The organism is Streptomyces sp. NPDC001858, from assembly GCF_053594615.1.
In genome coordinates, this window is sequence record NZ_JBSFEV010000035.1 from 1 (window position 1) to 13,862 (window position 13,862).

General features: G+C 70.4%; 12 protein-coding genes and 1 rRNA gene. 4 read left to right on the forward strand and 9 right to left on the reverse strand.

Features of this window, described 5'->3' with window-relative positions; all coding sequences use genetic code 11:
- Positions 1–81 (forward strand): 5S ribosomal RNA (gene rrf, locus ACWCPF_RS34980); the annotation flags it as partial.
- A 71-nt stretch (positions 82–152) separates the two neighbouring features.
- Positions 153–698 carry a GNAT family N-acetyltransferase gene (locus tag ACWCPF_RS34985; protein WP_451049133.1) on the forward strand — a complete coding sequence of 182 codons (546 nt, stop codon included), beginning with the start codon at positions 153–155 and terminating at the stop codon, positions 696–698.
- Between the two features lie 2 nt (positions 699–700).
- Here the strand turns inward: ACWCPF_RS34985 and ACWCPF_RS34990 are convergent, their stop codons facing one another.
- From ACWCPF_RS34990 to ACWCPF_RS35025, 8 genes are all read right to left on the reverse strand, one after another.
- The gene (locus ACWCPF_RS34990; protein ID WP_451049134.1) at positions 701–2,155 is read right to left on the reverse strand and encodes a type IV secretory system conjugative DNA transfer family protein; all 1,455 of its coding nucleotides are present in this window, start codon (positions 2,153–2,155) and stop codon (positions 701–703) included.
- Positions 2,156–2,188: 33 nt separating this feature from the next.
- Positions 2,189–3,619 carry an ATP-binding protein gene (locus tag ACWCPF_RS34995; RefSeq protein WP_451049135.1) on the reverse strand — a complete coding sequence of 477 codons (1,431 nt, stop codon included), beginning with the start codon at positions 3,617–3,619 and terminating at the stop codon, positions 2,189–2,191.
- A gap of 14 nt (positions 3,620–3,633) precedes the next feature.
- Complete coding sequence (locus ACWCPF_RS35000; RefSeq protein WP_451049136.1) at positions 3,634–5,193, reverse strand: SCO6880 family protein; 1,560 nt, start codon at positions 5,191–5,193, stop codon at positions 3,634–3,636.
- The gene (locus ACWCPF_RS35005) at positions 5,190–6,533 is read right to left on the reverse strand and encodes a hypothetical protein (protein WP_451049137.1); all 1,344 of its coding nucleotides are present in this window, start codon (positions 6,531–6,533) and stop codon (positions 5,190–5,192) included. The genes ACWCPF_RS35000 and ACWCPF_RS35005 overlap by 4 nt, the downstream gene beginning before the upstream one ends.
- Positions 6,523–7,371, reverse strand: coding sequence for a hypothetical protein (locus ACWCPF_RS35010; protein ID WP_451049138.1), 849 nt, complete (start codon positions 7,369–7,371; stop codon positions 6,523–6,525). Before ACWCPF_RS35010 ends, ACWCPF_RS35005 begins: the two co-directional genes overlap by 11 nt.
- A 202-nt stretch (positions 7,372–7,573) precedes the next feature.
- Positions 7,574–7,882, reverse strand: coding sequence for a hypothetical protein (locus ACWCPF_RS35015; protein WP_003991275.1), 309 nt, complete (start codon positions 7,880–7,882; stop codon positions 7,574–7,576).
- A 375-nt stretch (positions 7,883–8,257) separates the two neighbouring features.
- A complete protein-coding gene (locus ACWCPF_RS35020) occupies positions 8,258–9,616 on the reverse strand; it encodes a S53 family peptidase (RefSeq protein WP_451049139.1) in 1,359 nt (452 codons plus the stop codon).
- Positions 9,617–9,818: 202 nt separating this feature from the next.
- Positions 9,819–10,112 (reverse strand): DUF397 domain-containing protein, encoded by a 294-nt coding sequence (locus tag ACWCPF_RS35025; RefSeq protein ID WP_451049140.1) that lies wholly within the window; start codon positions 10,110–10,112, stop codon positions 9,819–9,821.
- Between the two features lie 236 nt (positions 10,113–10,348).
- On the opposite strand from ACWCPF_RS35025, the gene ACWCPF_RS35030 reads away from it, so the two are divergent.
- Positions 10,349–11,113 carry a trypsin-like serine peptidase gene (locus tag ACWCPF_RS35030; RefSeq protein WP_451049141.1) on the forward strand — a complete coding sequence of 255 codons (765 nt, stop codon included), beginning with the start codon at positions 10,349–10,351 and terminating at the stop codon, positions 11,111–11,113.
- Between the two features lie 13 nt (positions 11,114–11,126).
- On the opposite strand, the gene ACWCPF_RS35035 is transcribed toward ACWCPF_RS35030, so the two are convergent.
- Complete coding sequence (locus ACWCPF_RS35035; protein WP_451049228.1) at positions 11,127–11,792, reverse strand: carbonic anhydrase; 666 nt, start codon at positions 11,790–11,792, stop codon at positions 11,127–11,129.
- A 260-nt stretch (positions 11,793–12,052) separates the two neighbouring features.
- On the opposite strand from ACWCPF_RS35035, the gene ACWCPF_RS35040 reads away from it, so the two are divergent.
- Complete coding sequence (locus ACWCPF_RS35040; protein ID WP_451049142.1) at positions 12,053–13,828, forward strand: serine/threonine-protein kinase; 1,776 nt, start codon at positions 12,053–12,055, stop codon at positions 13,826–13,828.
- Positions 13,829–13,862: the final 34 nt, after the last annotated feature.

Below are 13,862 nucleotides of genomic sequence, written 5' to 3' on the forward strand. Positions count from 1 at the left end.
ATTCCGAACCCGGAAGCTAAGCCTTACAGCGCCGATGGTACTGCAGGGGGGACCCTGTGGGAGAGTAGGACACCGCCGAACAAATATTATAGAAACCCCCGTACCGTTAATTCGGTACGGGGGTTTTCTGCGTTTCGGCTACCGTGGTCCGCATGAACTACAAGATCCGTTCCATACGGGCCGACGAATGGGCTGCGGCAAAGCAACTGCGGCTCGTCGCGTTGCGGGATCCGGTCGCGCATCTCGCTTTTCTCGAGACCTACGAGACTGCCGCGGCCCGGCCGGACTCCTTCTGGCAGGAGCGGGCTGTGGGCGTTGCCGAGGGCGCCGGCGGGGCTCAGCAGATCATCGCCGAGGGGCCGGACGGCGAGTGGGTCGCGACCCTGACCGTGCTCCTGGAAGAGGCCGGGACGTCCGACTGGGCCGGGTTCGACGTCGAGCGGCGGCAGGGGCACATCGTCGGTGTGTTCGTGCAGCCGGAGTGCCGGGGCATCGGGCTGACCGAGGTGCTGTTCGACGCCGGCCTGGAGTGGGCGTGGGCGCAGGGTGCCGAGCGTGTCCGGCTGATCGTGCATGAGGAGAACGGGCGGGCACAGCGGTTCTATCGGAAGGCGGGGTTCGAGCCGACCGGAGTCATAGTGCCGTTGCCGCAGGCTCAAGGGGAGACCGAGTTGGAGTTGGCCCTGGAGCGCGAGTGAGGTCAGACCGGGAGTTCGGCGTTCGGCCAGCGGGAGCGGGCCTGTTCGCGGGAGCGGAGCAGGGCCAGGGTGGGGAGGCCGCGGTCGGCTCCGGTGGCCAGTAGCTCCGGGAGCCGGGAGATCGGGGCCACGGCCGCCACGTCGTCGAGGACGAGTGTGAGTGGTGGGTCGAGGCGACCGGCGGGTGACCGTTCGGCCATGGTCCGGCCGCGCTCGACCACGCTGGAGACGAGGGCCGTCAGGAGGGGCATCGCGCCTGGGTTTGTCCTGGGGTCCTCGAGGGATTCGCCGACCACGTAAAGCGTTCCCCCCTCGTCCACGAAGGAATCCAAGCCGAGGGCATCGGCTCGATGGGGAGTGCAGGCCTCGCGGATATTGACCGTGGAGAGGGCGGAGAGGGCTCGGGCCGTCAGTTCCTGGGCGATGTCCCGGCGTTCGGGGTGGGCGGTCAGGGCGGCTTCGAGTTCGCCGGCCGCGCCCGGGGCCGCCTTGGGGTGGGTGCGCAGGGTGCGGACCGCTTCCTGGATGCCGGTGCCCTGGGACCAGCGGTGGACGTGGCGGACCGTGCGGCCGTCGATCGCGGCGGCGTGGAGGTAGCTGCGCAGGAGGGTTTCCGCCGTTTCGCTGACCGTCTGGTCCAGGCGGGCGGTGGGGCGTACGGGGGTCAGGAGGGCGGTTGCTCTCGCTGCCGCCGTCGCCTTGACCTCGCAGCCTGCGGTGGGGGACCAGTGCAGGCGGGCCGGGGTGTCGCAGCGGTGGGTGGGGTCGTAGAGGTGGACCGGGCCCAGCTTGGCTCTGGCGTCCTTGGTGTCCTGCCAGAGGGCCGGGTCGGAGGTGAGGACGAGGGCGGGGCCCTCGGCGTCTCGGACGGCCTGGGCCGCGGCGCCGATCCGAGTGGCCGGGGGGCCGTAGACGACCGGGCCGAGAGGTTCCATCGGCGCCGGTGTGAGCATCGGCGCCGGCGTAGGGTTCAGCGGCTTCGGTTCCGGCGCCGGCTCAGGGGCCGGTTCTGTTCTGGGCGTCGGTACGTCGTACGTCGGCACCTCGTGCGCAGGTGCCTCACGTGCGGGCGGTTCCTGCGGTGTCGTCCTGTGTTTCGCTCGTACCGTGCGCCATCGGGCCACCGTCCCTATCCCGAACACCGTGAGGACGAAGAGGATCATCAGTTCGCTGATGAACAGGCCCCAGAAGAGTCCGTAGCCCGAGAGGTCCGCCGCCGCTGCCTCCGGCCAGGCGCCGGGGATGTCGTGGGGCTCGGCGACGAGGTGGCGCATGGCGAGGGGGGTGCGGGTGAAGGTGACGCCCGCGGGCCAGGAGCCGTGGGCGAAGAGGGCTGCCAGGCCGGTCGCCGTCCAGACCAGCAGGGTCATGCCGAGCAGGAAGGCGAGTATGCCGACGAGCAGCCCGTCGGGGATGCCTCCCTGGCGCTGGCCGCGCTGCTCGTCACCCGGTCTCATGACAACCCCGTCCCTCTGCGCCTACACCGATGCCTATGCCACCGTCGACTCGGAGGAGCCGTCCAGGTCGGCCAGGTGTTGTTCCATGAAGGCCGCGGCTCGTCGTTCCTGTTCGAGTTCGGCGGCGAGCAGGGCGTCGTCGTCGGCGGCCGCCTGTTCGGCGGAGGTTTCCGTCATGGCCCGGTCGGTGAAGACGAGGGGGCGTTCCGTCTCCGTGACCAGGTGTTTCACGACCTGGACATTGCCGTTGACGTCCCATACCGCGATGCCGGGGGTGAGGGTCGGGATGATCTCCACCGCCCAGCGGGGGAGGCCGATGACCCGGCCGGTCGCTCGGGCCTCGTCCGCCTTCTGGGCGTAGATGGTGCGGGTGGACGCCATCTTGAGGATGGCGGCCGCTTCCTTCGCCGCCGCTCCGTCGACCACGTCGGACAGGTGGTGGACGACCGCGACGAAGGACAGGCCGAGCCGGCGGCCGAACTTCAGCAGGCGCTGGAACAGCTGGGCCACGAACGGGCTGTTGATGATGTGCCAGGCCTCCTCGACCAGGAAGATGCGCTTCTTCCGGTCGGGGCGGATCCAGGTGTGTTCCAGCCAGACCCCGACGATCGCCATCAGGATCGGCATGGCGATGGAGTTGCGGTCGATGTGGGACAGATCGAACACGATGAGGGGGGCGTCCAGGTCGATGCCGACCGTCGTCGGGCCGTCGAACATGCCGCGGAGGTCGCCGTCGACCAGGCGGTCCAGGACGAGTGCCACGTCCAGGCCCCAGGCCCGTACGTCGTCTATGGCGACGTTCATCGCCTCCGCCGACTCCGGTTCGGGGTGGCGCAGTTGTTCGACGATGTCCATCAGGACCGGTTGGCGGTCGACGATCGTCTCGTTGACGTAGGCGTGGGCGACCTTGAGGGCGAAGCCGGAGCGCTCGTCGAGGCCGTGGCCCATCGCGACTTCGATGATGGTGCGCAGCAGCGCCAGCTGGCCGGTCGTGGTGATCGACGGGTCCAGGGGGTTGAGGCGGATCCCCATGTCCAGGGCGGCCATCGGGTCCAGACGGATGGGGGTTATTCCCAGCGCCTGCGCGATGAGGTTCCATTCGCCGACGCCGTCCTCGCCCTGGGCGTCCAGGACGACGACCTGGCGGTCGCGGAAGCGGAGCTGGCGCAGGACGTAGGTCTTCTCCAGGGCCGACTTGCCGTTGCCGGACTCGCCCAGGACCAGCCAGTGCGGGGCCGGGAGCTGCTGGCCGTACAGCTGGAAGGGGTCGTAGATGTAGCCCTTTCCGGAGTAGACCTCGCGGCCGATGATGACGCCGGAGTCGCCGAGGCCGGGGGCGGCCGTGGGCAGGTAGACGGCCTGGGCCTGGCCCGTGGAGGTGCGCACCGGCAGCCGGGTCGTCTCGACCTTGCCGAAGAGGAAGGAGGTGAAGGAGTCCGTGAGGACGGACAGCGGATCCCGCATCAGCTCATCAGCCCCTACCTTCGGATTCCGGTGGCGAACGGGAGGGTGTTCACGAACGCCCGGTGGTGCTCTCGGTCGCACCACTCCAGCTTCAGGTACGACTTGCCCGCCGACGCCCTTATCGTCCGCTTGTCGCGGGCGAGGGCCTCGGGGTTGCGGGAGGAGACGGTGATGTAGCCGACCAGGTTCACGCCGGCCGCGCCGGACGCGAGGTCCTCGCCGCGCTGGTCGAGGCGGCCGTGGGCGGCCACGTCACGAGGGTCGACGGTGCGGTTCATCTTGGCGGCGCGGCTCGCCTCCGCCTCGTCGTTCGTCTTCTCCGTGAGCATGCGCTCGATGGCGACCTCGGTGGGTTCGAGGTCCATCGTGACGGCGACCGTGCGGATGACGTCGGGGGTGTGGACGAGCAGGGGGGCGAGGAAGTTGACGCCCACCGGGGTCATCGGCCACTCCTTCACCCAGGCGGTGGCGTGGCACCAGGGGGCTCGGGTGGAGGACTCGCGGGTCTTGGCCTGGAGGTACGTCGGCTCCATGGCGTCGAGCTCGGCCGGCCAGGCGTTGCGCTTGGTCATCGCCTGGATGTGGTCGATGGGGTGGTCCGGGTCGTACATGGAGTGGACGAGGGAGGACAGCCGGCCTTGGCCGAGGGGCTGGCGGACGCGGATGTCCGCCTCCTGGAGCCGGGAGCAGATGTCGGTCAGCTCGCGGGCCATGACGACGGCGAGACCGGCGTCGCGGTCGAGTTTGCGGCCGGACTGGGGGCGGGCGGCGCGGGCCATGGCGTGCGCCTCGGCGGACAGTTCGCGCGTGTAGTGCATACAGGCGACGAGGTAGGCGCGGTGCTGCTCGCTGCTGGTGGACACCATGGACTGGAGCTGGTCGTAGGAGCGGGCCAGCCAGTCGGGGGACTTCTCGTCCCCGCGGACGGCGACGTCCTTGGCGTGGGCGTCGGGGTCGGCGGGGAGGGTGCGGGCGAGCATCTGGAGGCGGGTGACGAAGCCGTCGCCGTTGGCCACATGCTTGAGGAGGGTGCCGAACCGGTCGACCAGGGCTTCCTGGTCCTCGCTGTCGCGCAGGCCGACGCCCGGGCCCTCGATCTCGATGGCGGCCGTCACCGTACGGCGGTCGGCGTGCAGCAGGACGGCGATCTCGTCGGGGCCGAAGGGGGCGGCCAGCCAGCTGATGCGGCCGATGCCCGGGGGCGGGCCGATCTCGATCTCCTGGCCGTCGATGCGGGTGCCGGCCTCGGCGGCGGACGAGCGGTACGTGGTCCCCTGGCGCAGGGTGCGCTTGTAACTGCGGTTGATCTCGAACCACTTGTAGAAGGTGCGGTGCTTGTACGGCACGTAGACCGCGGCCAGTCCGAGCATCGGGAAGCCGCTGAGCAGCACGATGCGCAGGGCGAGGACGGGGACGAGGAGGCCGCACATCATGCCGAGGAACGCGCCGACGACGATGAGCGCGATCTCGCCGGTCTCGCGGTTGCGGCCGACGATCGCGTTCGGCCGGGCGCGGCCGATCAGATATGTACGGCGGGGCGTGATCCCGTGGGACACATGGGACTCGGTCGTCAACGCCCTTCACCTCCCGTGCGGTTGGTACTGCTGTTGCGGGTGTTGCCTGCGTGCGGGGTGTTGACCGGGCTGCTCGCGCGGGGCGCGGGTGCGGCGGAGGGGACAGATCCGCCGCCCCCGTTCGAGCTGCGCGAGCTGTGCGCGGCGACCCCGCCGGATGCGGGGTTGGCGGGGCGGGCGGCGGAGGAGCCGGACTGGCCGCCTCCGCCGTTGTTGTCCGCACGGGAGCTGTGCGTCTTGATGCCCTGGGCGACGAGGGTCGCCGGGGAGCTGATGACGGCCGCGGCCTTGCCCTCGGCTCCCTGCATGATGCGGTTGTTGCGGCCGCTCGCGATCTCGTCGCCGAAGCCGGGGACGAAGCGGTAGATCATCGCGCTGGCGAAGATCGCGAGCAGGATGATGGAGAGGCCGGAGACGACGGCGGAGAAGGCGTTCGGGCCGTCGTCGGCGGACAGCGCCCCGGCGAGGCCGAGGACGATCACGATGACCGGTTTGACCAGGATGACGGCGATCATGATGCCGGCCCAGCGGCGGACGTGGCTCCACAGGTGCTTGTCGACGAGGCCCGCGTAGACGACGGTGCCGAGCAGCGCGCCGACGTAGAGCAGGGCCGCCCGCAGGACCAGCTCCAGCCAGAGCACGCCGGCGGCGAGGATCGACACCATGGAGACGACGATCAGCATGATCGGGCCGCCGCCGATGTTCTCGCCCTTTTCGAGGGCCTCGGAGAAGGTGCCGAAGAACGTGTCGGTCTGGTTGCCGGTGGTCTTCGCGAGGACGTCGGTGATGCCGTCCGTGGCGGAGACGACGGTGTAGAGGATGAGGGGGGTGAAGGCGGAGGCGAGGACCGTCAGCCAGAGGAAGCCGACGGCTTCGCCGATGGCGGTGGTGAGCGGCACGCCGCGCACTGCGCGTTTGGCGACGGCCAGCAGCCACAGCAGGAGGGTCAGGACGGTCGAGGCGGCGAAGACGACGGCGTACTGCTTGAGGAACCGCTCGTTGGTGAAGTCGACGTTCGCGGTGTCCTTGACGGCCTCGCTGAGCTTGTCGACGGTCCAGGCGGCGGCGTCGGCACAGCCCTTGGCGAGCGAGGAGAGGGGGTCGAGGGTGTCGGAGACGCCGGGGTTGGTGGTGGCGCCCGAGTCCGCGTTGCCCTTCTCGCAGTACTTCTTGGCTTCGCCGGAGATGAGACTGCAGTCCAGGCTGCCGGACGGCGAGGGGGAGGGCGAGGGCGACGGGGTGGGGGCCGCGAAGGCGCGGGTGGCCAGCAGGACGGCCGAGGTCTGGACGGCCGTCACGACTCCGGCGAGCCTGAGCAGGCGGCGCGGCTTACCGGGCATACGTGAACCCTCCGTACTCCTCGATGGCCTTGCTGATCTCGTCGGAGGTCGCGGCCGCGTCGTCGCCGGGGACCGGGGCGGGACCGTCCTGCTGCTGGTCGTCGGCGATCTTCCAGTCGCTGCCGGTCCAGGCGAGGTCGAAGGTCCAGGTCTTCCAGGACGAGGTGACCGGGTCGGTGGAGGTCGTCCCGGACATGCCGATGAGGCCCAGGTACCAGACGGCGACCTTGGCGGTGCTGTCGGAGTAGGTCTGGGCCGTGGTGCCCACCGGCACCACACGGGAGACGAAGGTGTTGCCCTCGGGGGCCCTGCCCTCGGCGTCGAGGCCCATCTTCGCAAGGAAGTCCGCCGAGTACGCCTGGTCCATGGCCGACTGCAGCTTGGCCGCGGCGGCGCTGGTGTAGACGGTGTCGACGAGGTCGTGCCGGCTGTCCTTCTGGAACATGCCGGTCGAGCCCAGCGCCACCGCGTAGTTGGCGGCGGCCGACTGGGCTCCCTGCTGGGTGCGCGCGAACCCCGAGGGGATGCCGCCCGTCTTCGAATCCACCGGCTTCGTCCCGGTTGCCGCTGTGCTGGAAGTCTTTGGTTTGTTGCCGGTGTCGCCGCTTGTCGACGTCGAAGAGGAATCGTCTCCTCCGCGGTTCGCGAAGGCGATCGCCGCAATGAGGAGGACGACGACGCCGACCACCGTCACCAGGCTGCGGGAGGACGAGCGGCCGCCTCTGCGGGCACCGCCGTAGGGGTCGTTCTCGGGCAGCCGGAGGCGGGTTCCGCCGTACCCGTGGCCCTCGTCGGTGCGCGCGGATTCGCCGTAGTCGTGTTCGTCGCCGGGAGTCATGCCGCGAACGCCCCCTCGCTGCCGTACCGGAACGCGTAGAAGTACGACGGTAGCCGTGCTGGTTCCCGCGCGGGCGCGGTGTGGTGACTCGACATCAGGGACATCAGGGAAACGCAACCTCAGCCGGTGGGCACGACAGGTGGGTGGGGGTGGCGGGCCGGGCGTGCCCGGACGGGACTGGGGGTGGTGCGCGGGGACGCGGCTACACGGCCATGCCGTACACGATCGTGAACAGCGTCCCCAGGGAGCCGATGATGAAGACGCCCGTCAGGCCCGCGATGATGAGGCCTTTGCCCTGTTCCGCGCTGAAGGTGTCCCGCAGGGCGGTCGCGCCGATGCGTTGCTTGGCCGCGCCCCAGATGGCGATGCCCAGGCAGAGGAGGATGGCGACCGCCATCACGACCTCGATCATCACCTTGGCCTCGTTGCCCAGGCTGCCGAAGGGCCCCCAGTCCGGAGCGATCCCACCGATGATGGTGTTGATATCGCCCTTGTCGGCCGCAAACAGCATGTAAGTCACCGCCCCTGGTGGGTAGTTCCGCAGTCCCCTGCCGGTGTGCAGAGGTCACGCCTATTGTCGCCGACAAAGCCGCCGTCGTATGTCGACTTGGCGTCATTGGTGGGCGGGATTCGTACGAATGGCTCGTACAGTCACTCTGTGTATCACGGCAGGTCACGCCGGGCAATGAGGTGGGTGCGGAACCTGTGGTGTGGTTCCGTCGTTAGCCCACTTCACGGCCCTGTACCGGTTCTGACGGCTGGTCGGGTGAGCGTACGTTTCGATGTTCTCATGACGAACATCTCACAGGCGTGGCGACGGACGGCGAACGGGCCTCGGCTGGGTGCCGGGGCCCGTTCGGGGGTTTTCCATGGAAGTGACTGAGGGTCAGTCGGTGAAGGCTTCCGTGCCCTGTGGGGTGCCGACGCCGGTGGGGCCGTCGTAGCCCGACCTGGCGGTGCAGAGGTAGCTCGCGCCCGCGGAGCAGGTGCCGTTGCTGCCGCTGGTGACGTCGTTCAGGGCGGAGGTGCCGGCGGCGGCGTAGGGGTACGCGGCCGGGTAGTCGCTGCTGCCGGGGGTGCCGGCGAGGGCGTAGACGGCCGCGGTGATCGGGGCGGAGGCGCTGGTGCCGCCGAAGGTGTACCAGCCGGCGGTGACGCCGTAGGAGTCGTAGACCGAGACGCCGGTCGCCGGGTCGGCCACGGCCGAGACGTCGGAGACGGTCCGCTTGGCGCAGCCGGTGTCGGTCTGCCAGGTCGGCTTGGCGTCGTAGGCGGAGCAGCCGGAGCCGGTGCCCTCGGTGGAACTGGTGTTCCAGACCTGCTCGGTCCAGCCGCGGGTGGTGGAGGAGCTCTCCGACAGGGCCGTGCCGCCCACCGACGTCACGTACTTGGACGCGGCCGGGTACTCGGCGCCGTAGCCCTCGTCGCCCGCGCTGACGGTGATGGCGACGCCCGGGTGCTTGAAGTAGGAGGAGTCGTAGCTCGTGTCCGACGACGACTCGGAGCCGCCGTAGCTGTTGGAGACGAACTTCGCGCGGAGCGTCACGGCCTCGTTCACGGCCTTGCCGAGGTTGGCCATGGACGAGGAAGTCGCCTCGACCAGCAGGATGTTGCAGTTCGGGCAGACCGCGCTCGCCATGTCGAGGTCGAGGGACTCCTCCTCGGCCCAGCCGCTGTCGGCGGTCGGCAGGGAGGTCGTCGAGCCGGTCTGACTCACCTTCTTGAAGCAGCCGTTGGCCACCGTGCAGGCGGGGAGGCCGTAGTACGCACGGTACTTGGCGAGGTCGGCGGCGGCGTTCGGGTCGTCGTAGGCGTCGACGACGGCGATGGTCTCGCCGTCACCGTTGTTCGCGGCCGCGTCCGTCAGGCCGTAGGCGTCCTGGAGGTCGGACGGGCCGTAGCCGGAGGGGGTGGCGGCGTCGGCGGCCTTGGGTGTGACGCCGTCGGCCTCGGCCTGCTGCTTCTGGAAGGCGGTGATGCCGCCGGTGACGCGGAAGGAGTGGCAGGCCAGGTCGCCCTTGTGCTTGGGCGTGGCGCAGGGGGTGGCCGCCCAGGTCACCTTCGAGGAGGCCGTGGGGACGGTGGCGGGGGCGGCGGTGGGGGCCGCGCTCGCTGGGGCCGCCGCGGTGCCGAGACCGGCGAAGACGAGGGCGGCGGCGCCGAGGGCCGAGGCGCCGATGCGGTGCAGGCGCCGGCGTCGTCTGCCGGGTATGGCGGCGGTGACGGGGGCAGTCGTCGTACGCAACGTACACGCTCCTGGGAGTGGGGTGGCAGGGGCAGTGCGGGTGGTGATGCGTGGTGCGGGCGGCGGCCCGCGGACGACGTTGCCTTGTTGAGTACGCGACAACAAGGCGGGCGGCGGAATCCTGACTTCCGCCATACCGAAGGGGGTTGGGGGATTGCTGATCAGTTGCGGGCGGATGGTGCGGCGATGGCCGGGGCTTGACCTACGCGGAGGCCGACGAGGGGTCGTGCGGAGGGTCGTGCGGAGGGTCGGGGAGATGTCCTTCCACGAAGTGGTCGAACTCGCCTGCCTGGACGCCCAGTACGAACGCGTCCCACTTGCGGCGGTTGGTCGTGACGACGTTCTCCGGGTCGTCGGTCACGCGCAGGTAGACGGGGGCCTGCGGGTCGTCCTCCCCGTCCCCTTCGCCGAAGGCGATCTCGAACCAGGGGCCGGGTCCGGTGGCGTCCGGCGGGGCGGCTCGGGTCCAGGTGAGGTCGGCGGGGATGTCAGCCACGGGGGTGTCCTTTTCGAGGGTCGTGATGAGCGATGTCACCCACATGGGTGAGTGCCGAGGGGCTCTGTGCAGGTGGGTCCAACAACTTACAACTTGCGGTGGGGTGGGTGCCTCGGCGTCGGGGGGGCACGGCTGGGAAGGTTGTGCGGGCCGGGTGCGGGTAGCGTCGGAAGGACCGGAAGAGCCGGAAGACGTATCTGAGGCTTCTCTCACCTTCGTGGGACACAGTGAACCCGATGAAGCGAAACGCGCTGCTCGGTGCGGTCGTCCTGCTGGCCGTCACCTCCGCCTCCGAGGCGGCCGCCGACGGGGGGCCCGGCCCCCTGGGGGTGACGGCCGTCGCGGTGGCGACGGCGCAGACCGCGCGGGTCGGCACGCTGTTCACCGCCGCCGACGCGCACGCCGGCAAGCTCGCCGGTGAGCACTTCTGCACGGCGTCCGTGGTGCACAGCCCGCGGCACGACCTGATCGTCAGCGCGGCGCACTGTCTGGCCCGTGCCAGGGCCGGGGGCGGGGGCGGCGATCTCGTCTTCGCGCCGGGGTACCGGGACGGCGTCGCTCCGCACGGGGTCTGGAGCATCCAGCGGGTCGTCCTGCCCGACGGGTGGGCGAACGGGGAGGACGAGGACAGCGACGTCGCGTTCGCCGTGCTCGGGGAGCGGGGCGGGAAGGACGTCGAGGACGTCGTCGGCGGCAACCGGTTCGTCACGGGCACCCGCACCGGGGCCACGGCCGTGACCGTCACCGGCTACCCCACCTCGATCGAGGCGCCGATCCGCTGCACCAACCGGCCCACCCCGCACAACCCCACCCAGCAGCGCATCGACTGCCCCGCCTTCACCGGCGGAACGAGCGGCAGCCCGTGGGTGAACGGCGACGACGAGGTCGTCGGCATCCTCGGCGGCCACGAGCAGGGCGGCGCCACGGCCGACATCTCGTACAGCGTGGTCCTTGGGGCCGAGGCGGCGGAACTGTACCGGGACGCGGCCTCGGCGCCCTAGGGGGTGGGCGGGCTCAGGCGATGCGGTGCACGTGCTGCGTGGTCAGCTCGTAGCGTGCGCCGACGACGGCCAGCTCGCCCGCGGCGATCTTCGCTGCGAGGTCGGGTTCGGCGGCGAGGCGGGCGCGGACGGCTCGGATGTTGGCGTCGATGGTCGAGTCGACGCGGGCGTCGCCGTCCTTGGTGCGGTCGATGTTCGGGCTGATCTGATCGGCCAGATACTGGATGTGGGCGGGGAGCTCGTCGCCGGTCAGGTCCGCCTGGACGGCGGCCTTCACCGCGCCGCAGGACTGGTGGCCGAGCACCATGACCAGCGGGATGTCCAGTTCGAGCACTCCGTAGGCGATGCTGCCGAGCACGGCCTCGTCCAGGACCTCGCCCGCGGTGCGGACGGTCATCAGGTCGCCCAGGCCCTGGTCGAAGACGAGCTCCGGGGGCACCCGGGAGTCGATGCAGCCGAGGACGACGGCGAAGGGGTGCTGAGCGGTCGTCAGGCTCTGGCGGACGGCGGGGGTCTCGTCCGGGTGCCGCTCGCGGTAGGTGCGCCAGCGCAGGTTGCCGGCGGCCAGCTCACGCAGGGCTTCGGCGGCTGTGCCGGGGCGGGGCGCGGTGGGGTGGGGGGTTGCGGAGGCGGGGATGGTGGCGAGGGCGGTGCCGCCGAGGGCCAGGGCGCCGGCCATGCCGCCGCGGAGAAGAGCGCGGCGGGCGGTTCCGGGGGGAGCGTCTTCGGATATCACGGGGTGGAACGTACGACCGATGCCGAAACCTTTGTGCGTACGTTGCCCGATCATGGTGAGGGGTGGGCAATCCGTGGTCGAACGATGGGCCCGGCTTGACGCGCCCCAGGGGCGGCCTTGAGACGACCGACAGAAACCTCACCGGGGGTCGGGCGAGGGGATCGTCTCCCGGGTGAACTGATCTGTGTGGCAAGGTCGGTTCGGTGGATGTACTGAAGGCTCATGACCCCGCGCGGATGGGCGCGCACACGCTCCTCGCGAGGCTGGGCGCGGGCGGCATGGGGCAGGTCTACCTCGGGCGCTCGCCCGGTGGACGGCTCGTGGCGATCAAAGTGATCCGGGACGAGATCATCGACCACCCGGAGGCGCTGGCCCGGTTCCGCCGAGAGGTGGAGACGGCCCGGGCGGTACGCAGCGCCTACACGGCGAACCTCATCGACGCCGAGCTGGAGACGGCGCCTTATTGGCTGGCGACCGAGTACGTGGCGGGGCCGACCCTGAGCGAGGCGGTGCGGGAGCGGGGGCCGCTGCCCTTGGACACCGCGCGGCGGTTGTTCGCGGCTCTGGCCGAGGCGTTGGCGAGTGTGCACGCGTACGGCGTGACGCACCGGGACCTCAAACCGCAGAACGTCATCCTCGCGGCTCAGGGCCCGCAGCTCATCGACTTCGGCATCGCCCGCGGCGCGGCGGACACGGCCCTGACGCAGACCGGGCTCACCCCGGGGACGCCCGGGTACACCGCGCCCGAGGTGCTGATCAGCAATCAGGTGGGGGCGGCCACGGACGTGTTCGCGCTCGGGGCGACGCTCGCGTACGCCGCGACGGGGCGGCCGCCGTTCGGCTCGGGGCCCACGCACGCGGTGTCGTACCGGGTGGTCCACGAGGAGATCGACATCAGCGGGGTCGAGCCGGAACTGGCCGAGCTCATACGGACCTGTGTGGCCAAGGACCCCGCGCAGCGGCCGGGGCTGGACGAGGTCATCGCCCGCTGCGCGGTGTCCTCGGCGCTCGCCGAGGATCCGTTCTACGGGCGGCTCACCAGCGACGTCGAAGCCGTGCCGCAGGATCTCCAGGCCGCCAGGGCGGCGGGGTTGGTTCCGCCGGGACACGGGGCGCCGACCCCGCCGGCGTACGCGCCGACCGCTGGACCCGGGTATGTGCCCACGGCCGTCCCGGGGTATGTGCCGACCGTCGGACCCGGGTATGTGCCGACCCTCGCGCCCTCCGCCGCGCCGGCAGCCGTTCCGGGGCGGCGACGCACGCGCCGTACGCCGTGGATCGTGGCCCTCGCGGTCGCCGTGGTGGCGGGCACGGGGACCGCCGTGGCGCTCAGGACATGGGACGGGAACGAAGCCCGGGAGACGGGCGGGGACGCGTCGTCCTCCGCGTCCCCCGGCGCGAGCGCCGGTTCGCAGAAGGCGCCGGACTACATCCTGAACGACCGGATCTCCAGGGACTACTGGACCCTGTCGACCGATCCCGACGACGCCGCGCACGGGATCGGCAGATGCCCTCTGGTCGGCAGCGTCAGCCCGCCCAAGGAGCTCCAGTCCAGCGTGAGCGACGTCGACGATCCGGACTCCCCCACCGTCGCGGAGAGAGCCAAGATCTCCTTCCGGTTCAAGTACGCGGAACTCAACGATGAGAAGCCCGCCCCGTACTACGTCTCGGTGGGCGTGAAGCCGCCGCACGAGATCGACGCCGACACGGGCAAGCCGTACGAAGTGATGATGGAGAGCAAGAACATCGGCTACACGAGCAAGCCTGTGGACGTCTACACGTACTGGAAGGACGGCGGGTACATCGAGTTGACCTACCCCGACGACTTTCAGAGTCACATCTCGAAGGACACCGTCCACCCGTCGATTCCCGTGGTCAACGACCCGGGCGACTGGACCGCGGTCATCTACCACGTCAAGGGCGGCCCGTCCGACTACGAGAGCATCGGTTGCACCGGATTCCGGGTGGGAAGCTCATAGACTGACGCGGGCGGAATCGCGGTGGGCGAGGGGC

Bases quoted from the DNA above. Each gene is read 5' to 3' on its own strand.
- ACWCPF_RS34985 (WP_451049133.1), top strand. From the start codon at position 153: ATGAACTACAAGATCCGTTCCATACGGGCCGACGAATGGGCTGCGGCA.
- ACWCPF_RS34990 (WP_451049134.1), bottom strand. From the start codon at position 2,155: ATGAGACCGGGTGACGAGCAGCGCGGCCAGCGCCAGGGAGGCATCCCC.
- ACWCPF_RS34995 (WP_451049135.1), bottom strand. From the start codon at position 3,619: ATGCGGGATCCGCTGTCCGTCCTCACGGACTCCTTCACCTCCTTCCTC.
- ACWCPF_RS35005 (WP_451049137.1), bottom strand. From the start codon at position 6,533: ATGCCCGGTAAGCCGCGCCGCCTGCTCAGGCTCGCCGGAGTCGTGACG.
- ACWCPF_RS35010 (WP_451049138.1), bottom strand. From the start codon at position 7,371: ATGACTCCCGGCGACGAACACGACTACGGCGAATCCGCGCGCACCGAC.
- ACWCPF_RS35015 (WP_003991275.1), bottom strand. From the start codon at position 7,882: ATGCTGTTTGCGGCCGACAAGGGCGATATCAACACCATCATCGGTGGG.
- ACWCPF_RS35030 (WP_451049141.1), top strand. From the start codon at position 10,349: ATGAAGCGAAACGCGCTGCTCGGTGCGGTCGTCCTGCTGGCCGTCACC.
- ACWCPF_RS35035 (WP_451049228.1), bottom strand. From the start codon at position 11,792: ATGGCCGGCGCCCTGGCCCTCGGCGGCACCGCCCTCGCCACCATCCCC.